This is a genomic window from Idiomarina fontislapidosi, from assembly GCF_003226255.1.
GTDB classification, from domain to species: Bacteria; Pseudomonadota; Gammaproteobacteria; order Enterobacterales; family Alteromonadaceae; genus Idiomarina; species Idiomarina fontislapidosi.
This window is the reverse complement of record NZ_QJST01000005.1, coordinates 62,485-86,922: the sequence shown is the minus strand read 5'-3', so window position 1 is coordinate 86,922 and position 24,438 is coordinate 62,485. Positions and strand designations below refer to the sequence as shown.

Genomic DNA, 24,438 nt, shown 5'->3' with positions numbered 1-24,438 from the left:
TACTGGCGTCCCCGGCAGGAGTCGAACCTGCGACCTGCCGCTTAGGAGGCGGCTGCTCTATCCTGCTGAGCTACGGGGACAGCCGTAGATACAGCCGCGAATTATGCCAGAGTTAACAACCGCTTTCCAGCGACGCCGACCCTACTGAACATTACCATTGTCTGGCTTAGCGGCTGGCACAACCCAATCGTTGACTTGCACATTAGTTAATACATCAGGACCATTAATTGATGCGACAGCACTATCTGCCTGGACTTGTTCTACGGTAACGGTGAAGCGGCTCACTTGCCAACGCTGACGGAAATGACCCTGATCATCAACATAGTTGCTTGGATGAACAACGTTCAACTGGTCGCCGATTTTAACACCGTGAGATGAGCCCAGATTAACCTGAACCTGCTGACGATCATGCCAAACAACACGTCCTCTTACCGGTCTACACTGCACTTGCATTTGAACACCAGAGGCAAGTTCCTCTAATGATGATGCCAGCGCAACGCCAAAAGGCGCGTCCCAAAACTGGGTCGTAGCAACATCAACCTGGGCATTGCGTGGAAAAGTCCATGGCTCAGCGCCTTCTACGCGCGCTCGTGTGATGAGATCGCCACTCATGGCATCAATTAAATAGAGTGTTAACGCGAAGTGGCGCGTCGGTTGTTGGTCAAACACGCCGAGGAATGCGCTTTTCTCGGTGACTGAGAGATCGTCAAAGATCCCTAAGATTACGAACTGACTGTCGTTAGCATAGCCAATTTGTCGTCCAATACGGCCCACCTCGGCCAAGTTCAGGTTGTCGAGGGCGGCTTGCAGTCCTGCATTTCGGCGCAGTGTGTGGTTAACGAATAACTGATCGCTTTGGCTGGCAATATCGCGAGCGAGATGCTGAGCGGAAATGTCGCCTAAATTCCAAATTTGCCCGTAAGCGGCATGTTCACGGTTAGAAAACTCAAATGGCGCGATAGTGACCCCAGCTTTGTAATGACTGCCTCGACAAGACTGTTCGCGTTGCCAAATCTCCGCCTGAATAAGTACGAACAGACGACCATCGCGCATTTCTTCACGCAGCACATCAACACGTTCGACATTACCTGTCGCGGATACTTGAGTTTGGTTGTTATTAACAACACCGTTGACGATTGATTGGACAGAGGTAATAGAGCTGCCGGTCATGAGTAATGCCTGCTGCAGAGCGCTCTTGATAGCTTGGTTACGTGCAGCTTGGGTATCGCCGTTAACGATGCGGGCACTGCCTTCAACTTCGATGATGCGTGCATCAATACTCAGCGTCATTAATCCGACGATTATAGCAATTACCAACGTACGTAGCATGTTTATACCTTTAATCAGCCAACCTAGGGTTACTTCAGGTAAACTTAAGCAAGAATCAGACCACAGTGTACGTTGCTATCAATAGTAAACAACACGTTTGATTTTTTGCTTGCGACTGGTGCTCTCATACAGGTTATGCACTTTGGCAAAGTCTAGACGTAGTTCGGTCGCGTAATATTCGCCGACGGTATAAGTGCGCACCACTTCAGCGCCACGAATTACGCCATCAACAGATGCTTGGAACTGGTCGTTGCCAAGTGACCAGTTTTGTACGGACGTATTGCCTGAGATGCGTTGACCATACACTTGCTCGGCTAGCTCGCGGTAGGCTGCCAACTTGGACGCACGCATCGCTGCAAGGTCTTTATGCTGCTTAGTTTCACCAGGCTGTGCATCGATTGGGGCAAAACCGGTAGCGGTAATGACAGGAAACGTTTCGGGCGTGGTGGACTCCCACTCGACGTATTGCTGGTCGTATAGCGTATCGTAAACGGCACTGCATCCACTGAGCATCAGTAAACTGGTAAATAACGATACGGTAAGGGCTGCACGTTTCATATCGACCTCAAGCCTAAATGAGTTATATCAGATAATTCATTAACGGCATATGCGGTAAAATCTTTAGTGCAGATTAACGGATTTTGCCCTTGGCATTGTATGTAAGCGTGTCACCTCGGGCCTGAGAGGCGTGACGTACGATTTCGTGTTTCAATTGATCGATGTTCGACAGCGTGCGTGTAACCACGCGCTCATTCACATCGTTTTGGCGTTTAACATCCGAGAGTGTGGCGCGTAATTCAGCGACTCGCTCACTCAACACTTCGTCAGTTGTGAGTTGCTGCCGCTCTGGATGTTCAGCAAGTACGCGATCGTACTCACTCAATTGATCAAGTAAGTTTGTCTTGAGCGTGGTTAACTCGGCAACGCTTTGATGTTTACGTTCAACGATCGCTGCCAACTCCTGCTCTTGGCACTGCTGCAATTGCTGCAGTGCCTCAGCCATTTGTTCGAGAACTTCTGTGATGGGCGTCATAGATTCCTAAGCGCAGGTTACGCGTCTTTGTCTGTGTCAATCGCGCCGCCAAATAAGTCACCTTCGAACTGAGCCAGTTTCGAGGCGAGGCGGTCGACATCGACTTTATAGGAGCCGTTTTCGATGGCCGTTTTAATGCGGTCTACTTTGCTCTGATCAATGCCGCTGCTGTTCATTGCTTTCTCTTGCAACGACGATAAATTTTGTGCTTCAGCGGTTAAAGAAACCGAGTCAGAACCATTTTTTGCATTTACGTCAGTGTTGCTTGACTTGTCTGTCGCCGCTTGACGTTGAGTCTGTTTGGTGTCGATCGTGCTGTTCTTAACACCATTATTATTTATATTAATTGCCATATCGCTCGCCTCACATGTTATAAGTTCTCGGTTAGTAATCGGCCGCAGAAAAAATAACTTTAATCCTTTTTGATAAAAAGTTTATAAATTAACCGTTACTTCGTTCAAGCCCGTCACAACGGCTTCTAACGACTTGTTTGAGCGCACATTTCGGACCGCTACCGACTCTCCTTGTAATCCGTCTCCTAACGCCTTACCGGATGCTGTGATGCGCAACGATTTATTTGTAGCCACTATTGTAACGGTTTCTCCCTCGCAAACAAGACAGGTGTCACGTGCTTCTATCGCATCGCCGGCAGAAATTCGCCGCTTTACACGTGCGCCAACGAGGAGTGCCTTATCGGTGAAGGTATTTGCGCGTACCTGATTTATATCAATCTCCGCTATACGTATGTCGCTATCGCTGATGAGGTGACCAGGCGACATTGGCACTGCAGCTGACCAAACTTCTTGATACTGATAAATGCGCACCGGAACATAGGTCCGCCATGGCTGGTTTCCAGTCGTACACTGAATCTCGACGGTGGTGTAACTTTCGAGACCTGAGTTGCGTGCAAAGCTGACAGCTGGCGCGGATGAACAGAGTTTGGGGGCCATACGCGGGTCAAGTGAGTTCACCACCACCTCAACTCGACCGTTGTCAGGTTGGGTCACTTGTTGTTGCACAAATTCATTCGCCAGCTGTTGTAGCTTTTTGTAATTATAGGAGGCAGGTTCAGCTGATAATGCTAAACTTGACGTCAATATGAAAAAGATCGAACTGATTATCGCGGTTTGCCGTATTATCATATTAACTCCACTTAAAGTTTTAGGTGTTGCCGGTCGATTACATAGTGAAATATGCACAACTCGCTCATCGTCAATCAATTGACATTTACACCTGAGATGACACTATTGATGGTTAAGCAAGCAAAGAACATGCCAGTGATTAAAAGCGGCACAGAGGGGAGATAACATGGCGAGCATTCTTGACTCGGTAAACCAACGCACGCAAATGGTGGGTCAGAACCGTTTGGAACTTTTGCTGTTCCGCCTCAGTGGCCAGCAACGATTTGGTATCAACGTATTTAAAGTAAGAGAAGTGCTGCAGTGCCCACGGCTCACCTCTATCCCGAGACGCAACCGTCTGGTTCGTGGGGTGGCACACATCCGCGGACAAGCCATATCGATTATTGATTTAAGCCTGGCAACAGGTGGTCCGGCCATTACCGATATCGAAAATCGATTTATTATCATTGCCGAGTACAACCGCACGGTACAGGGCTTTTTGGTGGGTGGTGTCGATCGCATTATCAATATCAATTGGGAAAACATCATGCCGCCACCGAAAGGTGCTGGACGCGATGCCTATTTGACTGCAGTAACCGAGATAGACAACAAATTGGTTGAAATTATTGACGTCGAACGCATTTTGGCGGATATTTCCCCTGTCAGCACCGAACTGAGTGATGACGTAAAAAACCAGCCGATTACCGTTGCTAAAGAGAACCTCACGATACTCATCACAGATGACTCCGCTGTGGCGCGCGGGCAAATTAAGCGTGCTTTGGAAAGTCTCGAGATTCCACTTGAAGTTAAGAAGAACGGTAAAGAAGCGCTGGACTGGTTAAAAGAGAAGGCGAAAGAAGTCGATGGTAACGTGCAACCGCACGTACCTGTTTTAGTCTCGGACGTCGAAATGCCTGTCATGGATGGCTACACCTTAACCGCTGAGATAAAAGCTGACCCTAATTTAGCGGATGTTCGTGTTATACTGCATACATCACTCAGTGGGGTGTTTAATCAGGCAATGGTTAAGAAAGTTGGGGCTGACGATTTTATTGCGAAGTTTCACCCTGACGAACTCGCCACCGCTGTTAAGAAATGGCTCAATGCTGAAAACATTGTCGCTGAAACTGAGTAATGGAATAGACGCAGTTAATGTCGAGTAATAAAGAGCTCAATACACAAGAATACCAAGAGTTTAGACAGTTTTTGGAACATCAGTGCGGGATAGTGCTTGGTGACAACAAACTGTACTTGGTGAAAAGTCGTTTGTCGCCGTTGATGAGTCACTTTGGCATTGATTCATTGGCGGAGTTGGTAAAACGTTCGATGAAAATCAGTGAGCGCGCCTTGCGCTCGGCTGTGATCGACGCGATGACGACGAATGAGACGCTATGGTTTCGCGACACCTATCCGTTTGAGATTTTAGTTAATCGCGTATTCGAAGAATATAAGAATGAAACGAAACCGCTAAAAATTTGGTCCTCGGCGTGTTCCAGCGGTCAAGAACCTTATTCGATCGCGATGTCTTACCTTGAGTACAAAGCGAAAAACCCAAACGCGTTGAAAGGTGGTATCAAAATTACCGCAACGGATATTTCGAACAAGGTCCTTGAACAATGTGCAAAGGCTGAATACGACAGTTTAGCCATTGTGCGCGGACTCTCGCCCGAGCGGCGCAAGAAGTTTTTTGATGAGGGTGTCAAGCCGGGCTCGTCCATACTAAAAAACGAAGTTAAGCAATATGTACAATTTCGTCATCTCAATTTGCTCGACAGTTATGCATTGTTGGGGAAATTCGATGTCATCTTCTGCCGTAATGTCTTGATTTACTTTTCGGCAAACATCAAGCGGCAAATCATTGCCCAATTCAGGCAAGCGTTGAATCCTCAAGGTTACCTTTTCCTAGGTGCCTCTGAATCGATCTCAGGTCTTACCGATGACTTTGAAATGATACGCTGCAACCCCGGTATTATCTACAAGCGTAAAAACTAACCTCCGCTAAATAAGCTTGGCACAGTTAATGCATTATTTTGCTCACCTGAAATGTGGGAGACAAAATTATGGCACTGACTATGGACAAGCTTATGGGTATCCAGCAGCACACGCTAGGTATCCGGACGCGTCGCGCCGAGGTAATTGCTAACAATATCGCCAATGCAGATACCCCAGGCTACAAAGCTAAAGGGCTCGATTTTCAACAAGCCTTAGCACAGGCGCAACGGGGTATTGAAAATCACAAGCTCGCGCGTACCCACGAAAAACACTTTTCTGTAGAAATCAAACCGCAAGGAACCGAAAAGTTCCGCATACCAACGCAACCTGATACCGGTGACGGCAATACGGTCGATGTACAGGTGGAACAAAACTTGTATGCAAAAAATGCGTTGGAATACGAAATGACCATGAACTTCCTCGACGGACGCATTAGCGGCGTTAAGAAAGCGCTAGGCGGCGGTCAAGCATAGGAAACTGAACGATGAGTCTTTTTAATATTTTTAATGTCAGTGGGTCGGCAATGAGTGCACAGTCAGTGCGCTTAAACACCACCGCCAGTAACTTAGCCAATGCGAACTCGGTGAGTAGCAGCGTAGATGAAACTTACCGCGCACGGAGTCCAGTGTTTGCAACTGCATTAGCCGATGCCAAGGGTGACTACCGTGGTAATAGCCTGACAAATCAAACCCAAACGGGTCAATCGGCGGGTGTCAAAGTGATGGGGATTGTCGAGAGCGATAAGCCCTTGCAAATTGAATACGCTCCAAATCACCCAATGGCGGATGGTAATGGCTACATCTACCGCTCTAACGTCAACGTGACTGAAGAGATGGCGAATATGATTTCTGCGTCACGTTCATATCAAACCAATGTGCAGGTGGCGGATACAGCGAAAACCATGACACAACGGTTGTTGCGTCTTGGGCAAGGGTAACGGGAGATAAGCCATGAACAACGTAAGTAACAGCAACCCGTTAATCAATGAGTTAACTTGGAAAGAGCAAGAAGGGGCAAAGTATGCAGACCCCTCAGAGAATCAAAAGTTAGAGCAGCAAGACTTTTTTAAACTGCTTACTGAACAATTGAACATGCAGGATCCAACTAAGCCCGTTGATAACGACCAAATGATTGCACAAATGACCAGTTTTACGATGGCTGAGGGCATTACTGGCTTGCAGGAGCAGTTTACTAAGTTCACCGATAATATGTCGTCGAACCAAGCGCTGCAGGCATCGACGCTCGTGGGGCGGCAAGTCTTAGTACCCACCAACAGTGCATCGATTGACGGTGGCGGTAAAGCGTCGGGTGTAATTGCTGCGCCGCAAACAGCGCAGAACGTAAAAATCAGAATCAAGGATGAGAATGATTCGGTAGTGAGAACCATTGATGTAGGCGATCTAGCTGCTGGCACGAAGGATTTTGAGTGGGATGGTTTAGATGAAAGCGGCAATTCAGTGCCGGCTGGCAAATATACCTTCACGGCGAATGGTCAGCTCGGTAATTCCGCAGAAGATTTGCCATTGCAAATGCATGCGACGGTACAAAGTGTCAGCACTGGCGGTGACCGTGGCATCGTACTTAATTTGAAAGGTTTAGGCGGCATCAACTTTAAAGATGTCACAGAGATTGGCTAAATAGCGAGGTGACTTATGTCATTTAATATTGCACTGAGCGGCATCAATGCATCACAAAAAGATCTTGATACCACTGCGAATAACATTTCGAACGTAAAAACGACAGGTTTTAAACAATCACGTGCCGAGTTTGCTGATATCTACGCAAGTAGCATCTTTAATTCGGGCCGTGCAAAAGTCGGCGACGGTGTTTTGACGGCATCCGTTGCACAACAGTTTAGCCAAGGCACACTTGAGTTTACCGAGAACTCGTTAGACTTGGCGATCAGCGGCAATGGATTCTTTGCCACTGCATCTCAGATTGGCGATCAGGATTACAACTTTACGCGTTCAGGTGCGTTCAAGCTGAATAACGAAAGTTACATGGTCGACAACAATGGCAACTATCTTATGGGATTCCCGGTGGATGAAGCGACCGGAGCTAATCAGTCAACCAGTTTGGCAACCGCGCAACCGATTCGCATTCCAGACACAGCCGGTGCGCCTAACCTAACAGAGAACGTTAACCTCTCATTTAACTTGGATTCACGCAGTCAGGAAGTTGCTGTAGAAACAGGCGCTCCGACCGATCCTGATTATATTGAGGGACGTCCTTTTAACCCAGAAGATCGCAACAGCTATACTTCTTCCACATCAACCACGATTTACGATTCGTTAGGTGAGTCTCACGTGATGACGACCTACTATGTGCGAAGAGAAGCTGGACAAGGCGGTGAAAATGGCGCTGATGCGGTGCCTGATGACGGTAACAGCTACTGGGATGTGTATTCCACAGTAGATGGTCTGGGCGTCGATCTACAACAGCTCGACACGGATGGTCTTCCTATTCCGGGTGCAGAAGCCGAACCCACAGCGGGCTTTGGAGACAACAATGCAAGCTTTAGCGGAATTCGAGTCGCCTTTGGTGCCGACGGTTTACCTAGCCCTGACTCGCCTGGGTACGACAATACCTTAGGAACGTTTTCACCTGCATCGGCGCAAGTCGGCTCGACTTATACTAATGGTGCTAACGGTGCCCAGCGCATTAATATCGACTTTAACGATCCGCAAGGTGATGTGATACCGACTCAATACGCATCCGAGTTTGAAGTGAACTTTTTAGAGCAAGACGGCAGCACCGTCGGTCGACTGACTCAGGTTGATACCGCCGAAGACGGTAAGATTTCGGCAACCTATTCGAATGGCGATACGCGCTTCTTGGGTCAAGTGGCGCTGGTACGGTTTGCTAATGAACAAGGTTTAACTCAAGTCGGCGGAACGTCTTGGAAACAAAGCAGTGCCTCGGGTGAAGCGCTTGCCGGTGAAGCCAACTCTGGAACCTTTGGTGCGATTGAGTCGTCGGCACTCGAGAACTCTAACGTCAACTTGACCAAAGAGTTAGTAGACTTAATTTCAGCGCAACGTAACTTCCAGGCGAACTCGCGTTCGTTAGAAGTTAACAACACCATTAACCAGGCGATCTTACAGATCCGCTAACACGCATCGTAAACGCTGATAGCTTGGTCGAGGGCTTGCATTGCGCAAGCCCTTTTTTTGTTTAATGAAGTCCGCAAAAAATATTGGCACGCTACATGCATAGTCATTAGTTAGTAGAAGTATCTGACAAATTTTTGGCTGGAGGTCTGCATGGACAAGATGCTTTGGGTCGCAATGAGTGGCGCGAAAGAAAATATGAACGCGGTGGCATTGCGTGCGAATAACTTAGCCAATGCGAATACCACGGGCTTTAAAGCGGATTTACAACAAGCGCGCTCAATGCAGGCGTTTGGTGAAGGATTACCTACACGTGTGTTTTCATTAACAGAGAACCCTGGGCAAAATTTTGCCAGTGGTGCCCTAGTCACCACCGGTCGTAACCTCGATGTAGCGGTCAAAGGACAAGGCTGGATCGCAGTGCAAAACGCCAATGGTGAGGAACGTTACACCCGTAACGGAAGCTTAGAAATTGGCGCTGATGGCATGTTAAAGAATGACCGTGGACAGCCGGTGATGGGCGATGCAGGACCTATTTTTATTCCCATGCCGATTGATAATTTAACCATTGGGGCGAATGGCAATATTTCGATTCGTCCTCAAGGTGCACCCGAGGACGCACTCGAAATTGTTGACCGCATCAAGCTCGTCAACCCGCCTAACGGTAATGTCAAAAAGGATACTGACGGTTTGTTTTCTCTCAAAGACGGTCAACCTGCACTGGCTGATGCCAATGTGAAGCTGTCGATCGGGGCGCTCGAGGGAAGCAACGTAAATACTGTTCAGGAAATGAACAATATGATCGCGCTACAGCGCCAGTATGAAATGAACGTCAAAATTATGAAGACCGCCGATGAAAATGCTCAGCGCGCGGAATCGCTCATGCGTATGAGCTAAGCGGACGTATAGGAGACGCACAATGAACCCAGCGCTTTGGATTAGTAAAACCGGACTTGACGCGCAACAGCGTGATATCTCGGTTATTTCAAATAACTTAGCAAATGCGAGCACCGTCGGCTTTAAAAAAAGCCGTGCGGTATTTGAGGACCTTTTATACCAAAACATTAACCAGCCAGGTGGGCAGTCTGCACAAGATGTCGAGCTACCTAACGGGTTAATGATTGGTGCCGGTACGAAAGTTGTCGCCACACAAAAGTCACACACCCAAGGTAATGTTCAGACCACCGATAACTCACTGGATGTGATGATTGATGGTAAAGGTTTTTTCCAGATTCTGATGCCAGATGGTACGTTGTCATATACCCGTAACGGGCAGTTCTCCTTAAACGAAGAGGGTGAGCTGGTGACCTCGGGTAACGGTTATCCGTTAGAGCCTGCCATTCAGATTCCTGAGGACGCAACCTCTTTGAGCATTTCACAAGAGGGTGAGGTCACGGTTCGTCAACCGGGTAACGCAGATAATGTTGTCGTCGGACAGATGAACTTGGCGAGCTTTATCAATCCTGCCGGCCTAGAGCCCATTGGTCAAAATCTATATAAAGAGACCGCCGTTAGCGGTGCGCCACTTGAAGCCGTACCTGGCGTAGACGGTATGGGCAATACCATTCAAGGTGCTTTGGAAACGTCGAATGTGAACGTGACGGAAGAGTTAGTCAATTTGATTGAAGCACAACGTGGCTACGAGATGAACTCCAAAGTGATTTCATCTGTTGACCAAATGCTGAGCTACATTAATCAGCAGTTGTAAAGGCTTGGAGGCGATTATGCGCTTATTTTGGATGAGTTTGGCATTGCTGAGTTTGGCTGCCTGTAGTTCGAACCAACCTGCGCCGATGCCGGATGATCCTTTTTATGCGCCGGTATTGCCAGAAGAACGATCGCAGCCTGTGGTTCCGACTGGCTCACTGTACGAAGCGAAATACTCCGATAATCTGTATTCGGACATTAAGGCACGGCGGTTAGGTGACATCATCACCGTGACCCTGCAAGAACGTACAACGGCGAGCAAATCGGCTAATACTGAAACCGCTAAAGAAAGCAACGTTGATCTGCCTGTGCCCAACATTCTTGGTCGAGCAGCGACTATCAATGGTAATCCCATAGCGGCAACATTGGGCGGTACACGTGATTTTACGGGTGATGCAACAGCCGACCAAAGCAACCAACTGAGTGGTGAAATTACTGTGACGGTGATAAGAACACTCGCCAACGGAAACCTGATCGTGCGCGGCGAAAAATGGCTACGGATTAATACGGGAGACGAATACATTCGTCTAACCGGTATTATCCGACCACAAGATGTTAGCGCTGATAACACCATTCCGTCGACACGCGTCGCCAACGCTCGAATCGAATACAGCGGTACGGGTACCCTCGCCGCGACACAAGATCAAGGCTGGTTGAGTAAGTTCTTTAATAGCAGTTATTGGCCGTTCTAAGGTTAAGGAGTTACATGTGAAACAGGTTAAAGTCGGGTTACTGATTATTGCTATTATTAGCCAATTACTGGCGCCCGCTTACGCTTCACGCATAAAGGATATCGCCTCAGTAGCGGGTATTCGCTCAAACCAACTGATTGGTTATGGTTTAGTGGTGGGTCTGCCGGGCACTGGCGAGCAAACACCATTTACCGACCAAACCTTTCGCACAATGTTAGGTAATTTTGGTATCAACGTACCTCAAAACGAACGACCTAAGATTAACAACGTCGCCGCTGTGGCGGTACATGCGGAAATTCCCGCATTTGCAAAACCAGGACAAACCTTAGATGTGACGGTGTCGTCAGTGGGGAGCGCGGATAGTTTGACCGGCGGCACCTTGTTACAAACGTTTTTGAAGGGCGCCAATGGTGAGGTGTATGCAGTCGCGCAAGGGAGCTTGATTGTTGGCGGTTTAGGCGCCGAAGGTAACGATGGTTCTAAAATTGTAATTAACACGCCCACGGTGGGGCGTATCCCCGGTGGCGCGATTGTTGAGCGCGAAATTCCAACAGCCTTTGCACAAGGCGACTATTTTACATTTAACCTGCATGACTCTGATTTTACCACTGCTAAACGAGTGGCGAATACCATCAATGGTTTAGTTGGTGAAGGAATGGCACAGGCCATTGATGCCACCTCGATTCGCGTAAAAGCGCCAAGAGAATTGAGCCAACGGGTGAGTTATATGTCGACATTAGAAAACTTGGAAGTGGAACCAGCGATGTCGGCAGCGAAGATAATAATTAATGCACGCACTGGGACTATTGTGGTCGGGCAAAATGTTGAACTGCGTCCAGCCGCTGTAGCGCATGGCAACATGCAGGTCACCATCTCGGAGAATGTGCAGGTCGATCAACCGAATCCATTTGGAGAAGGTGAAACCGTCGTCACCCCGCAGAGCATTGTCGATGTGCAACAAGATGATGCCCGGATGTTTGTTTTTGAACCAGGTACCACGCTGAATGACTTGGTGCGCGCAGTTAACCAAATAGGCGCAGCACCTGGTGACATTATTGCGGTACTTGAAGCGTTAAAACACGCAGGAGCGATTTCTGGTGAGCTCATCGTTATTTAATACAAACGCGACTCGCTTGTACGACCTTGCGCCCAAGGCGCAAGCGACGGGCTCGGTGCTTGACACTGGGTCACTCGACTCGTTGCGCCAAAAAGCCTTTGGTGAGGATAAAGAGAAAGCCCTACGTGAAGCGGCACAGCAGTTCGAGGCGATATTTTTGAATATGGTCATGAGCAGTATGCGTAAGGCGAATGACGTGTTCGCCGAAGATAATCCGCTTAACTCTCGTTATACCAGCATGTATCGCGATATGTATGACCAGCAGTTAACGTCTGAATTATCCAACAAAGGCGCACTGGGTCTCGCTGATCTGATGGTTCAGCAGTTGAGCCCAAGTAAGGGAAAAGAACAGTTTCAACGAAATGGCGGTGACTTAGGTGAGAAACGAATGCACTCGCCCAGTAAAACCCTCTCGGAACAAGGTGGGTTGCCCGTAGGTTTGTACTATGGAGAAACTCGAGTCAATAAGGTGAAAGCAGGCGATGAGGTGATCAAATTCACTTCACCCGAATCCTTTGTCGAGGCAATTCGCCCATCAATTGAAAAGTTTGCTGCTGCTGAGGGTATCAACCCTGACGTATTAATCGCGCAAGCAGCGCTTGAAACCGGCTGGGGACAGCGACTTATTCCGGGTCAAAGTGGTGGTTCAAGTAACAATCTTTTTAATATTAAAGCGGACACTCGTTGGCAGGGGAAGCAGTCGCATGTGAGTACCGTCGAGTTTGATGGCAATGTGGCAAAGCGTGAAAAAGCGGCGTTTCGGAGTTACGACACACTTGAGCACAGCATTAAAGATTACCTGAGCTTTATTCAAGACAGTCCGCGTTATCAAAACGCTATGAAGCACGCAGGCAATGCTAAGCAATTCGCGATTGAGTTACAGAATGCCGGTTACGCTACCGATCCAAGCTATGCCCAAAAAGTGGCACAAATAGTGCAAAAGGTACAAGCAATGCAGGGCACACAAGATCTACAGAGCGCAGAACGGTATCAGCCGTCTTTATCAGAATGATTGCTCTACAAAAGCGGCAATCACTTGCCGCTACCGTTAAAGTTTAAACAATAAGAGTCGATAACTATCGTGTTGATGAGTATGAGTCGGGGAGTATATGAATGAGTTTTGATCTTTTAGATGCTGGCAAAAAGGCAGTACTGGCTCATCAACAGAGCTTACAAGTCACCGGTAAAAACATAAATAACATCAATAACGAGGGTTACGTACGCGAGCGAACCATCTATAACTCAAGCGATTACGGCGGCCTTGAGGGTGTCACTGTAGAGCGCGTGATAGATCCCTTTGTATTAAAGCAGCTGTACCGGAATATCTCAGAGACAGGCTTTCAAAATGCAAAGCTCGACCAGGCGGAACAGCTTGATAAGTTAATGGGTAATCGCGAAACAAACGTCGTGACTGCCATTGAGAGCTTTTTTAACTCATTACAGGACGCGAATAGCGACCCAAGCTCAATAACCGCGCGGCAGATCGTCATAACCGAAGCAGAAGGCGTAGCAACTCAGTTTAACAGCTTCTCGGGTTACCTAAGAGAACAAGAACAGGTGGTCAATGATCGCTTGAAGGTTTCGACCGAACAGATTAATGCAATTACCTCAAATATCGCTGCGCTGAATAAAGAAATTGCCACCGGTTCGGCGTCTGGACGTGGTGCGGATATCAACTCGCTCAAAAACCAACAAGAAGAAGAGCTGCGCAAGCTGTCAGAACTTGTATCAATAAGCACTGTTGATTTTGGTAATGGTGCGGTCGGGGTCAACATGACCAATGGCACATCGTTAGTGCTTGAAGATGGCAAATTTAACAGTTTGGTAGCAAAAAGTTCGCCTGATACGAATCGCTTGGAGTTGGTTATACAAGGTAGTAATGGCAGTGGCGACCGTGTTCAGTTCCCTGTTAATAGAGGCGACGTCGGGGGGGAATTAGGGGGTTACCTCGACTACCGCGACCAAATTCTGCTCCCTGCACAACGGAGTTTAGGTCAATTGGCGGTTCGGTTTGCGGACACCTTGAACACGCAAAACCAAAAAGGAATGGACCTCGATAATCAGCTCGGTACAAAGATCTTTGACCTAACGGATATGGAGGTGAAAGGCCTCCCATTCGAAGGCAATTCGGGCTCGGGTAACTTATCCTTATCAGTTTTGGAGGGCAACTCCTCGCAGTTTACAGCGGATAATCTGAAGATCACCAAAACTGGAGCAAACGAATATACAGTGCAAGCTGCGGATGCAGAGGGTGAAATTATTCCTGGTAGCGAACCGCAAGTGATAACAACGTCGGGTGCGGGGAGCTACGCAGTGCAAAGCTATGGCGTTTCGTTAAATATTCAAAACGACTCCGCGGATACCGAAGATATGTTTTTGGCGAAGCCTGCAGAAAATGCAGCGTTTAACTTGGATGTTAACATGCGCCGACCACAGGACTTAGCGTTGGCATCGCCCATTCGAACAATCACGACGGCCGATAACGAAGGGTCCGCAGAGCTTACTATCTCGCAACTTAATACACCCGATACGTTTTATAACGGCAATGCACTTGATGCTGACGCACCGAGTCGATTTGAGTTCACGAATAACGGCGATGGTAGTTACGATGTCACCGCGTTTGATCAAGATGGCGACGTGTTTGGACAAATTAATGGAGCCACCTCGCTTGAAAACTTAGTCACCCAAATGACAGGTGACCCTGAACCCGATTACGACTTTAGTGTTGATGGGGTTCCGCTCACGGGCGATAGCTATACGGTTGAGTTCAATACCAACGGCATTAACGACAACAGAAATGGTCAAGCGCTGGCGGATTTTCAACGCGAGACGACTGTAAGACGTTCCTCGGTCGACAACGCAGAACCGACACTCACGTTTAATGACAGTTATGCACGTATTGTGTCTGACGTTGGTAGTAAAGTGAGTCAAAGCCGCGTTGCCAAAGAATCGGCTGAAGCGATAGAAGGCCAAACGCGAGCGCTTTATGACTCCGCTTCAGGCGTCAACCTTGAGGAAGAGGCGAGCAATCTCATCCGATACGAGCAGGCGTACAACGCGAGTGCCCGAATTATAACGGTGGCTCAGGATCTTTTTAATACCCTGCTGCAGGCTGCGAGGTAATTATTATGCGATTAAGTACCAACTTATATTTCAAAAACAATTTAGATAATTTACTGCGTACGCAAGAGCGGGTTAATACGGTTCAGGAAAAGCTGACCAAACAGACGAATATCTTGACGCCAGCAGATGACCCGATTGGTAACACGCAAGTGTTAGCGCTGAACGAGAAAATCTCACAAAACGAGCAGTTTGCTCGAAACTCAAACTTTCTAGAGAACTCCCTCAAGCGCGAAGAGAGCGTGCTCGGTAATATTAACCTGTCGCTGAACCGGGCGCGTCAGTTAGCCGTGCAAGCGGGTAACGGGGTGAACTCAGAGCAGGATTATAAAGCTATTGGTCAAGAGTTAGCGGCAATTGAACAAGAAGTGTTTGATTTGATGAATACTCGTGACGAAGCCGGTAACTTTATCTTTGGTGGCTATCAAAACCGTCAGCAACCCTTTGAGTACGATCCCACCTCACAGTCTTATAAATACCAGAACGATGATGGTCAGCGGACGATACAAATATCACCCACACTTAAGCTCGCCGCGGGCGACCCCGGCAGTGAAGTGTTTGGGTTGGTGTCTAAGCGTACTAATGTGACGTTGCAGAACGATACGATTGGGGTTGAAAACGTAACTGTGCCTGACCGTAAACAGTTTACTGACATTTCAGAACAGCTTTACGACAATGCGACGCCTGTGAACAACTTTGTCGAGTTGAGTTTCACTGGTCCGAATACGTTCGATGTGTTGGATGCAGCAGGCAATACCATCGCTGGTGGACAAACCTTTGTTCCAGGAGCACCTATCGAAGCTATTGGACTAGAAATTGACTACACAGGTACGCCCGCAGCGGGTGATACGGTGCAAGTGGGGTTCGATGAACCTGTAGAGCGTAACGTCGCATCGGTAATAGGTGATTTAGCTCGCACACTACAAGATTCAGCAAGTCTGTCTGAAGTTGAAATTCAGAATCAAATTGGCTTTGCGTTGGATGATTTAGCCGCAGGTAACGATCAAATTTTATCTGCGCGTTCCGGCGTAGGTGCACGTATAAATGTGATGGAAAACGCCAACAACAGTAACGCCGACTTCCAGGTAGTAAACAAGGAAACGCGCGCCTCGATAGAGGATATTGATTGGGCGACCGCCATTACTGACCTAACTAAGTCGGAAACGATTCTGGAAGCCTCCCGCCAAATTTTTAGTCGGGTCAGCGGCTTAAGTTTGTTTGATTACTTGCGGTAAAAATTTTCAAAAAATATTAAAGGTTACTATGTAACCGCCGATACAGAAATTAACCAAGATAATGAAACAATTTTAGCTAACATCGCCTGGAGGCAATCATGGCTTTATATGTAAACACTAACGTATCTTCTTTGAACGCCCAGCGTCAATTGATGCAATCAGGTAACGGCCTAGACACAGCATTTCAACGTTTGTCTTCAGGCTTTCGTATCAATAGTGCAGCGGATGATGCTGCGGGTCTGCAGATTTCAAGCCGTATGACCTCTCAAATTCAGGGTCTTGATCAGGCGGTTCGAAATGCTAACGATGGTATTTCTGTAGCGCAGACCGCTGAAGGTGCGTTACAAGAGACCACAAACGCATTGCAACGTATTCGCCAGCTAGCTGTACAAGCTCAGAACGGTGTTAACGGTGACGAAGATCGTCTAGCACTTCAAAAAGAGGTTCAGGCGCAGTTGGACGAAATTGACCGGATCAAGGAGACTACTCAGTTTGCTGGTAAAAACTTGCTAACTGGCTCATTTGACGAGAGTTTCCTAGTTGGAGCGAATGCGAATCAAAACATCGATATCACAATCGATTCGTCTTACGGTGTGACGGGTCTGGGAATTGACGGATTGTCAGTATCCGATGTAACTGGAGCATCAACTGCTTTGGCTGACATTGATGATGCGTTATCATCCGTCAATGCGCAACGAGCCGACTTGGGTGCTTTGCAGAATCGTTTCCAATCAACGATTCGTAACTTGAGTAATATCTCTGAAAACGTGACTGCTGCACGTTCTCGCATCCAGGATACCGATTTTGCTGCTGAAACTGCGAACTTAACGAAGTTCCAGATTCGCCAACAGGCAAGCACAACAATCCTTGCCCAGGCGAACCAGCGTCCTCAGGCAGCGCTATCGCTTTTAGGTGGTTAATTTTAAGAATCAAAGCAGTAGATCGAAAGCCACTCTGGACAGAGTGGCTTTTTTGTTTTTCACTGTAGAAAAATAACAGGGGATGACTATGCAAAATAAGCAGTACGAAGAGATGATGAAAGCGCTTAGCCAAGATGCGGTCAAATTTGCTCGTGTTGAGTTTGAGCGTGAACTGGATTTTTCAATCGAGAGTTTGCCCGTGATTGATGCAATAGTGGACTCAGTAAAACAAAAGTTTGCTAGTCAATTGACTGACGATAAAGTGGTTTTTACTCTCTCAAATATGCTTGGTGCTTACTGCGGCGAAGTTTATATCCAGCATATAGGTGGAAATTGGCTAATCGAGGAAGCTGATACCGACAAAAATTTGGTTTACGTTCAGGATGGAGACAAAACCTTTCCATTTCCTGGAATTGTTTATTTAAATTTGGTTTCGGATGATAAAAAATCTATCTCTGAATATTTTTCTCTTGCTGTAGATAAATAAGGTATTGATTTATAAAGATAAATTAAAAAAACTGTAAAAAGCGGCAAAAAAACCTAAAGGGCGGCAAAAAGTTGCCGATACCAAAAGTGAGAGCCTATTTATCTCACTTTTGGAGGATGTGCCATGGCACTATATGTAAATACTAATGTTTCGTCGCTTAACGCTCAGCGACAGTTGATGAACTCAGGCAATGGTCTCGACACCGCGTTTGAGCGTTTGTCGTCAGGGTTTCGTATAAACAGTGCGGCAGACGATGCTGCAGGCTTGCAGATTTCAAGCCGTATGACATCTCAGATTCAAGGCCTTGATCAAGCCGTTCGTAATGCCAACGATGGTATCTCAGTTGCGCAGACTGCAGAGGGTGCGTTACAAGAGACCACAAACTCTTTGCAACGGATCCGTCAGTTGGCCGTTCAGGCCCAGAACGGTGTTAACAGTGACGACGATCGTCTGGCACTGCAAAAAGAGGTACAAGCACAGCTAGATGAAATCGATCGGATTAAGGATAATACTCAATTTGCTGGTAAAAATTTGTTGACTGGCTCATTTGACGAAAGCTTCTTAGTTGGCGCGAATGCGAATCAAAACATCGATATAACAATTGATTCTTCTTTTGGTGTGTCAGGTTTGGGAGTTGACGGATTATCAGTGTCCGATGTAACTGGAGCATCAACTGCTCTGGCTGATATTGATGCTGCGTTATCAGCTGTCAATGCACAACGAGCTGATTTAGGTGCACTTCAAAACCGTTTTCAGTCGACAGTTCGTAACTTAACTAATATCACAGAAAATGTGACTGCTGCTCGCTCGCGTATTCAGGACACAGACTTTGCAGCTGAAACTGCAAATCTGACCAAGTTCCAGATTCAACAGCAGGCAAGCACCACCATTCTTGCTCAGGCGAACCAACGTCCGCAAGCGGCGCTATCATTGTTGGGATAGTAATTGAGTTGCCACTTGACTATAGTAGTTAAGTGGCAACTGTTTAATTGAGGCAAATACCATGGGTATTGAAATCAATGCATTTTCTTCTTCATCCATACGGCTTACTAAGCAGGATGAAGAGCCCTCTGCTGTTCAGGCGAACGAAAAAAGCGTCAAAACTGCAGCCGAGACTAGTGTAATTAATAAAAGTACGGTGAAGAATGAAGAAGCTAACGGCATAGCCACAGATTCTCAACAATCTATAGAGCGTGTTAACGAGCTTGTTCAAGAGTTAAATGATAACTCGAATATCCGTCGTAAAAATTTAGAGTTAGTAGTCAATGACGATATCGGACAAACTATTGTGAAAGTAGTTGATTCGGAGTCGGGAGAGGTTATACGCCAAATTCCCTCTGAAGAGTTAGTTCGCTTATCGGAACGCCTTAAAGAAAGTGATAAGATTGACGATATAGGTGTTGGCTACTTAATTGATAGTGTTACTTAGCTTTAGACTTGAGTCTGGTCGTTAAGTGGAGGTGTTATTATGGCAATTTCGTCGTTAGGTGTAGGGTCAGGTTTGGCTCTGGAAGAATTAGTGACACAGTTAATTCAAGCCGAAAGACGTCCGAAACTTGAGTCACTTCAAGAGCGGCAAAACGAAGTTAATGTCTCCCTGTCCGGATACAGTAAGCTAAAGTCAGAATTATCTAAAGTATTAGACAGTTTAGAAACGCTCCGTAGTTCCAGAGATATGAACGCTCGTACTGCCATTATTAATGGTGTGTCGCCGTCATCGACCGATGGTGGCGATGAGGATGACGCTTCTACTACGCCCACCAATCAGTATCTATCCGCCACAGCGAGCAGTAATGCTGCTGCGGCTTCTTACGAAGTGTCTGTAGAAGCACTGGCGCAAGGGAGTAAAGCTAAATCGGCAGCGTTTACGGGCACCGATCAGGTGATTAACTCAACGGCTGGAACATTAACATTAGCCACGGCTAACGGGGATAGCTCGTTTTCTATCAATGTTGATGCGGGAGCGACGCTGAGTGACATTGCCTCGGCGATTAATAACAGCAATGATAACTATGGTGTGAGTGCATCTATTATTAACACGGGTGGCGCAAACCCTGAAACCCGTCTTGTACTTAGCTCTAGTGTGACGGGCGCTGAAAATGAACTCGTAGTAACTAACGATAACGCAGAGCTCGATGCGGTTTCTACGGTCGCTTCCGGCGCTGGCGCTGCGGGCTTAACAATCGCTGCCGAAGATCAGGCGTCAGACGCCCGCCTTAATATTGACGGTATCGATGTCTACAGCTCATCGAATACCTTCACCAATGCGATTGAAGGTGTTGAAATCAATGCCAAGAGTTTGTCGCCAGGCGATCCTCAAACGCTAGAGATCGCTACAGACAAAGAGGGTATTAAGAACAACGTTAAAGATTTTGTCGAGGCTTACAACAAGTTTGTCGACGAAAGCAATAAGCTCACAAAAGTCAATGTCGAGGGCACCAGTGGCGCGCTTGTCGGAGACTCGATGATACGTGGATTGTCCTCAGGCCTGAATAATATTATCGGCGGTGCAGTCGCGTCAGGCGAGACTGGGTTCAAAACTTTGTACTCGTTGGGTTTATCGTTTGATTCTGAAGGTAAGTTAGAATTTGGGGATGAGGGCGAAGCTAAGCTCGATGAGGCGCTGTCTAGCGACTTTAATTCTGTCAGCAAGCTTTTTTCAAACGAAGACGGGATTGCGACACAGCTCGATTCATACATAAAGCAGTATACCCAGTTGGGTGGTCTTTTTGACTCGAAAGAAGATGTTTTTGAATCACAGAAAGAAAATTTAACTCAAGAACGCGAGCGGTTTAACCGATACATGGAGAACTATGAAAAAAATCTGCGTGAGGAATACCAAGCGCTAGACTCGATGATTGGGCAAATGAACCAGACAATGTCAGCTCTGCAAGGGCAACTGGCTAACTTACCTGGTTTCGGCGGGAGTTAAATAATATGAAAAAAGGGTTAAACGCTTATAAGCAAGTCGGTGTGAGAGACCAGCTCGGGGCTGCCGACGCTTACCAAGTGATTCAGATGTTGATGCAAGGCGGTATTGATCGCATGGTTATGGCTAAAGCGGCAATCGAGCGAAAAGATCTATCGGCGAAATCTGAGCACATAAGCAGAGCTATTGCTATCGTTCGTGCGTTGAACGACTCACTTCGTCCTGTTGAGGGAGGAGAGGAAATAACTAATAACTTAGGTAGCCTCTATGACTTCATCGTAGATAGCTTGTCAGAAGCCTCACGAGAAAATTCTGTTGAGAAAATCAAAGCAAGCCAAGATATTCTGTCAACAATCAAAGAAGGTTGGGACTCAATTCCTCAAGATGTAAGGCAGTCTACGCTGAGTAGTCATCATGCAAATGCTGAAGGCTTCTGATGACCAAGGTGTTCGAAGCTAAGCTTGCTAAGCTGCGAGAGCATATTACTCAACTCTTAACGAGTGACGAGGCCCCCGTAGAGGACCTCGAAAAGCATATTAATATTTATTACAAACAACTGCCGTTTTATACCGAAGAAGTGCTTGAGACAAACGGACAGGAGGAAGCCGCTCAAATTTTATCAAAAGAGATTAAATTTGTTGAGGTTCTTAAGGGACAGCTAGATGAACTCAAAGACGAGAGAAAGCTGGCTTTGCTTGGTTTAGCTAAGGGGAAAAAGGCAAGGCGCAAGTATTGATTGGCACGAGGTTTGCTAGTAACTTTAAACTAAGTCAAACCTTTGGCAGTTGGGTCACTAGCGATGCAAACTACTCTTAGATTCCAGGTAGAAGAAGAAGAGAAGCAAAAACATATCGATAAAGATTCGTTCCCTGTTTATGATAATAAGTTTAATAAAAACATTCAGTTCTTAAAGCTGCACTATCCCGATTTATTCAAAAAGGTAGCTCATTCAAGGTTTGATTCCCATAGTATTTTCTTTACTAAACATGGTGAGTTGAACATTGTCCAGTTAAATTCTGGAGAGACTCTCTACCCGCTTAACTGCGACCAAAGCCAGTTATCTCATGCCCACGATGCGGGACTCACAAACTATCGTATCGGAAAAGCTTCCAATAAGGCGCCTTGTTACCATCGTGACCAGAGCGGATTGATTTTAGGCACTGATAGTATCGCTGAGGGACAGAGCTGTGAAACATTGGTTTGTCTTGGGCTCGGGCTAGGAGCGTCAAGCGAGTACATTATTCATTCGTCTCAATATAAAAATGTCATTCTGTGTGAGCCCTGTTGGGATTTTTTCTTGGCTTCGCTTTACCGAATTGACGTTAGTGCTATCGCTGAGTCAATTCACTCAAAAGGAGGGCTGCTCGCTTTTGATGTTGGCGAGGAAACTCCAATCTCTGATACATTGCAGACGATACAAGAGCATTTGAACTTGAAAGAGTTTGATGTTTATCAACACCTGCACTACGAGGAGTATGACGCTGTCACAATTGGACTGTCGCAAGGACTGTGGGGGGATGACTTAAAAAGCTTTGTAGATAACACGGTCATGTCATACAAAAAACCATCACATGAGACACCTTTATTTTGCCAGTCGATACGCACCGAGTTGAAAGGCGCAAACGATAATGCATCACTTGTTAGTTCAGACTTAACAGCCCGTTTTAACGAAAATCTACAAGCCTTTGATAAATTTTTCCCTGACATATCCCGAGCGATGGCAACATATCGTCCGCAACATTGGCTACTGACTGTTTCTGGGCAGGGTCAATATAATCTTTTTCACACCGAGCGAGAAGCTTTTTGGTATACCACTGAACTCTCTCAGGATATTCAGGCAGCGTATGAAGCGTTCGTTGAGAGCCCTGTACAAACTGTACCCAGCAACAATGTCGGCGGTGGCAAGCTGTCACACTATACATTTTATCAGTATGCTCAAAAAGTAACGGCTATAATGAACCGTTACGGCAAAACCATGAAAGGTCTACCCGACTCAGTGCCGTCTATGATTTTTCTCTCTTTAGGTATTGGTTTAGCCCAAGAAAAGCTCATAAAAAATCACGACGTTGAGTATCTTTATGTTATAGAACCGAATATCGACTTTTTTTATTGGGCTATGCATTTTGTCAACTGGTCCGATATTCTGGATTCTTTTAACGAGTCAGAAAAGCATATTAACTTTAGTATTGGAGATGACGGTACCTATTTCATCGAAGACATGAAAAGCTCAATGAGCAAATTAAACGGGTTCTATCTATTTAACTCTTTTCTGTTTATCGATAGAAAGCATAAAAATATGGCGTCCAATATAATAGAGTTCAGAGAAGAGTTAAGTAACTTACTTACGTTATCTGAGCATTTTCATTACGCTCACTATGCACTTTCTCACACTATCGAAAACTTTAAGTCTAAAAATTGTTTGGTTAATGTATCGCATAGCAATAACGTTGACGGTTTATTGCCTATTTTTGTTGTAGGTAACGGCCCCTCTCTTGATAGCAGCATTGAGCAATTAAAAGAACTACAAGAAAACGCCTTGGTGGTATCCTGCGGTACGGCTTTATACTCTTTATGGAAAAATGGGATAACGCCAGACTTTCATGCCGAGCTTGAACAAAACCGGTGTACATACAGCATCATCTCTCAAATACCTGATAAAGAATATTTGAAGAAAATATCCCTATTAGCCCCTTGTTGGAGCCATCCTGACACAGCAAAACTTTTTAAAAATCACTATGCGGTTTTTATAACCTCTAGTGGCGGTATGCAGTACCTCTCGCACTTAAAGCATAGGTTTGGAATAAATCCTGTATTACCAAAGAGACCAAACCCAACAGTAACTAATTTCGCGGTCAGTAGTTTACTTGCCTTGGGGTTCCAAAACCTAATACTCATTGGCGTTGACTTGGGCTTTAAGGATATCACTCACCACCACTCAAAAGACTCGTTATATTATAAAGACAGAGAAGAGAAGTTTAGTTACCAGAAATCCATGGGAAGAAGGCTAATGGTGCGTGGAAACTTTACTCATTATGTATATACGAAACCCGAGTTTAGAATATCAGCCAAAAATCTAGGCCACACCATCAGTGAAGGGGGAGGTGGGCTTGTCAAAAACACCAGCGACGGCGCTAAAATAGAGGGCGCGGAGGGTGTCCAATTGAGTGATATTCACTTTGACAAAAGCCTTTCCAAGAAAAGCTTTATTACTGATTACTTTGATAAGTTATTTTCAAGTGGACTATCTGAGGAATTGTATCAAGAGCTTTGTTCACTGTGCGACGTCGAGGAAGTTGAACGGCTCTTTAACCAGTTAATGCAGCTCTTTGAAGAACTCGATGAGTCATTTTCAAACTTGAACGCTGTCATAAAGCAGCAGAAGAAGTTTCTTTATGATTCATACCATAAAGGTCATAGAGTATTTTATGGATTGTTTGTTAGCACTTTCAACTATGTGCATGCGACACTTTTGAAAGTGGCGCACAGTCAGCAAGAAGAAGACCAGCAAATCGCTATTTTAAATGAAACGTTAAAAGAGCTCTGTGAAATGCTGACGCTATGTCACGATGCGTTCAAGGAAAACCCGTTGGCTCTTGAGGATAGTGACACAACAGAGTTAGTTACCCCATCGTGATGGAGAAAAATC

General features: G+C 46.3%; 26 protein-coding genes and 1 tRNA gene. 21 read left to right on the top strand and 6 right to left on the bottom strand.

The genetic code is table 11. The features are described from left to right. Window positions 1-3: 3 nt before the first annotated feature. From DFP83_RS07190 to flgA, 6 genes are all read right to left on the bottom strand, one after another. Window positions 4-80, bottom strand: a tRNA-Arg gene (locus DFP83_RS07190). Between the two features lie 61 nt (window positions 81-141). Beyond that, complete coding sequence (locus DFP83_RS07185; protein ID WP_181416386.1) at window positions 142-1,329, bottom strand: flagella assembly protein FlgT; 1,188 nt, start codon at window positions 1,327-1,329, stop codon at window positions 142-144. A gap of 78 nt (window positions 1,330-1,407) precedes the next feature. Further along, entirely contained in the window at window positions 1,408-1,887 is a 480-nt protein-coding gene (locus DFP83_RS07180) for an LPP20 family lipoprotein (protein WP_110574336.1), read from the bottom strand. 73 nt (window positions 1,888-1,960) lie between these two features. Further along, on the bottom strand, window positions 1,961-2,362 hold the full coding sequence (gene flgN, locus DFP83_RS07175) for a flagellar export chaperone FlgN (protein ID WP_110574335.1): 402 nt from the start codon (window positions 2,360-2,362) through the stop codon (window positions 1,961-1,963). A gap of 17 nt (window positions 2,363-2,379) precedes the next feature. After that, window positions 2,380-2,715, bottom strand: a complete 336-nt coding sequence (flgM, locus tag DFP83_RS07170; RefSeq protein ID WP_110574334.1) for a flagellar biosynthesis anti-sigma factor FlgM — start codon at window positions 2,713-2,715, stop codon at window positions 2,380-2,382. 81 nt (window positions 2,716-2,796) lie between these two features. Then, on the bottom strand, window positions 2,797-3,504 hold the full coding sequence (gene flgA, locus DFP83_RS07165) for a flagellar basal body P-ring formation chaperone FlgA (RefSeq protein ID WP_110574333.1): 708 nt from the start codon (window positions 3,502-3,504) through the stop codon (window positions 2,797-2,799). A gap of 166 nt (window positions 3,505-3,670) precedes the next feature. Between flgA and DFP83_RS07160 the strand changes: the two genes are divergently transcribed. The 21 genes from DFP83_RS07160 to DFP83_RS07060 all read left to right on the top strand — a co-directional run bounded on the left by DFP83_RS07160 (window position 3,671) and on the right by DFP83_RS07060 (window position 24,426). Continuing rightward, on the top strand, window positions 3,671-4,618 hold the full coding sequence (locus tag DFP83_RS07160) for a chemotaxis protein (RefSeq protein WP_110574332.1): 948 nt from the start codon (window positions 3,671-3,673) through the stop codon (window positions 4,616-4,618). 17 nt (window positions 4,619-4,635) lie between these two features. Next, complete coding sequence (locus DFP83_RS07155; protein WP_110574331.1) at window positions 4,636-5,475, top strand: CheR family methyltransferase; 840 nt, start codon at window positions 4,636-4,638, stop codon at window positions 5,473-5,475. Between the two features lie 68 nt (window positions 5,476-5,543). Next, a complete protein-coding gene (gene flgB / locus DFP83_RS07150) occupies window positions 5,544-5,948 on the top strand; it encodes a flagellar basal body rod protein FlgB (protein WP_110574330.1) in 405 nt (134 codons plus the stop codon). 11 nt (window positions 5,949-5,959) lie between these two features. Beyond that, window positions 5,960-6,412, top strand: a complete 453-nt coding sequence (gene flgC, locus DFP83_RS07145) for a flagellar basal body rod protein FlgC (RefSeq protein ID WP_110574329.1) — start codon at window positions 5,960-5,962, stop codon at window positions 6,410-6,412. Window positions 6,413-6,425: 13 nt separating this feature from the next. Next, entirely contained in the window at window positions 6,426-7,112 is a 687-nt protein-coding gene (locus DFP83_RS07140; RefSeq protein WP_110574328.1) for a flagellar hook assembly protein FlgD, read from the top strand. 15 nt (window positions 7,113-7,127) lie between these two features. Further along, a complete protein-coding gene (gene flgE, locus DFP83_RS07135; RefSeq protein ID WP_110574327.1) occupies window positions 7,128-8,588 on the top strand; it encodes a flagellar hook protein FlgE in 1,461 nt (486 codons plus the stop codon). Between the two features lie 150 nt (window positions 8,589-8,738). Then, a complete protein-coding gene (flgF, locus tag DFP83_RS07130; protein ID WP_110574326.1) occupies window positions 8,739-9,482 on the top strand; it encodes a flagellar basal-body rod protein FlgF in 744 nt (247 codons plus the stop codon). 22 nt (window positions 9,483-9,504) lie between these two features. Then, on the top strand, window positions 9,505-10,293 hold the full coding sequence (gene flgG, locus DFP83_RS07125) for a flagellar basal-body rod protein FlgG (protein ID WP_110574325.1): 789 nt from the start codon (window positions 9,505-9,507) through the stop codon (window positions 10,291-10,293). Between the two features lie 16 nt (window positions 10,294-10,309). Then, window positions 10,310-10,984 carry a flagellar basal body L-ring protein FlgH gene (flgH, locus tag DFP83_RS07120; protein WP_110574324.1) on the top strand — a complete coding sequence of 225 codons (675 nt, stop codon included), beginning with the start codon at window positions 10,310-10,312 and terminating at the stop codon, window positions 10,982-10,984. 40 nt (window positions 10,985-11,024) lie between these two features. Then, window positions 11,025-12,101: a flagellar basal body P-ring protein FlgI gene (locus tag DFP83_RS07115; protein WP_420843785.1), complete on the top strand. Its 1,077-nt coding sequence runs from the start codon at window positions 11,025-11,027 to the stop codon at window positions 12,099-12,101. Further along, window positions 12,082-13,113: a flagellar assembly peptidoglycan hydrolase FlgJ gene (flgJ, locus tag DFP83_RS07110; protein WP_110574322.1), complete on the top strand. Its 1,032-nt coding sequence runs from the start codon at window positions 12,082-12,084 to the stop codon at window positions 13,111-13,113. Before DFP83_RS07115 ends, flgJ begins: the two co-directional genes overlap by 20 nt. A gap of 101 nt (window positions 13,114-13,214) precedes the next feature. After that, a complete protein-coding gene (gene flgK / locus DFP83_RS07105) occupies window positions 13,215-15,224 on the top strand; it encodes a flagellar hook-associated protein FlgK (protein WP_110574321.1) in 2,010 nt (669 codons plus the stop codon). Window positions 15,225-15,229: 5 nt separating this feature from the next. After that, a complete protein-coding gene (gene flgL, locus DFP83_RS07100) occupies window positions 15,230-16,456 on the top strand; it encodes a flagellar hook-associated protein FlgL (RefSeq protein ID WP_110574320.1) in 1,227 nt (408 codons plus the stop codon). A 98-nt stretch (window positions 16,457-16,554) separates the two neighbouring features. After that, window positions 16,555-17,376: a flagellin domain-containing protein gene (locus tag DFP83_RS07095; protein ID WP_110574319.1), complete on the top strand. Its 822-nt coding sequence runs from the start codon at window positions 16,555-16,557 to the stop codon at window positions 17,374-17,376. Between the two features lie 88 nt (window positions 17,377-17,464). Next, on the top strand, window positions 17,465-17,863 hold the full coding sequence (locus tag DFP83_RS07090; protein ID WP_110574318.1) for a hypothetical protein: 399 nt from the start codon (window positions 17,465-17,467) through the stop codon (window positions 17,861-17,863). Window positions 17,864-17,986: 123 nt separating this feature from the next. After that, window positions 17,987-18,805: a flagellin domain-containing protein gene (locus DFP83_RS07085; RefSeq protein WP_110574317.1), complete on the top strand. Its 819-nt coding sequence runs from the start codon at window positions 17,987-17,989 to the stop codon at window positions 18,803-18,805. A 61-nt stretch (window positions 18,806-18,866) separates the two neighbouring features. Continuing rightward, window positions 18,867-19,292, top strand: a complete 426-nt coding sequence (locus tag DFP83_RS07080) for a flagellar protein FlaG (RefSeq protein ID WP_110574316.1) — start codon at window positions 18,867-18,869, stop codon at window positions 19,290-19,292. A gap of 39 nt (window positions 19,293-19,331) precedes the next feature. Beyond that, entirely contained in the window at window positions 19,332-20,795 is a 1,464-nt protein-coding gene (gene fliD, locus DFP83_RS07075) for a flagellar filament capping protein FliD (RefSeq protein WP_110574315.1), read from the top strand. A 5-nt stretch (window positions 20,796-20,800) separates the two neighbouring features. Continuing rightward, window positions 20,801-21,229, top strand: a complete 429-nt coding sequence (gene fliS, locus DFP83_RS07070) for a flagellar export chaperone FliS (protein ID WP_110574314.1) — start codon at window positions 20,801-20,803, stop codon at window positions 21,227-21,229. Then, complete coding sequence (locus tag DFP83_RS07065) at window positions 21,229-21,528, top strand: hypothetical protein (protein ID WP_110574313.1); 300 nt, start codon at window positions 21,229-21,231, stop codon at window positions 21,526-21,528. The genes fliS and DFP83_RS07065 overlap by 1 nt, the downstream gene beginning before the upstream one ends. A gap of 63 nt (window positions 21,529-21,591) precedes the next feature. Beyond that, the gene (locus DFP83_RS07060; RefSeq protein ID WP_110574312.1) at window positions 21,592-24,426 is read left to right on the top strand and encodes a motility associated factor glycosyltransferase family protein; all 2,835 of its coding nucleotides are present in this window, start codon (window positions 21,592-21,594) and stop codon (window positions 24,424-24,426) included. Window positions 24,427-24,438: the final 12 nt, after the last annotated feature.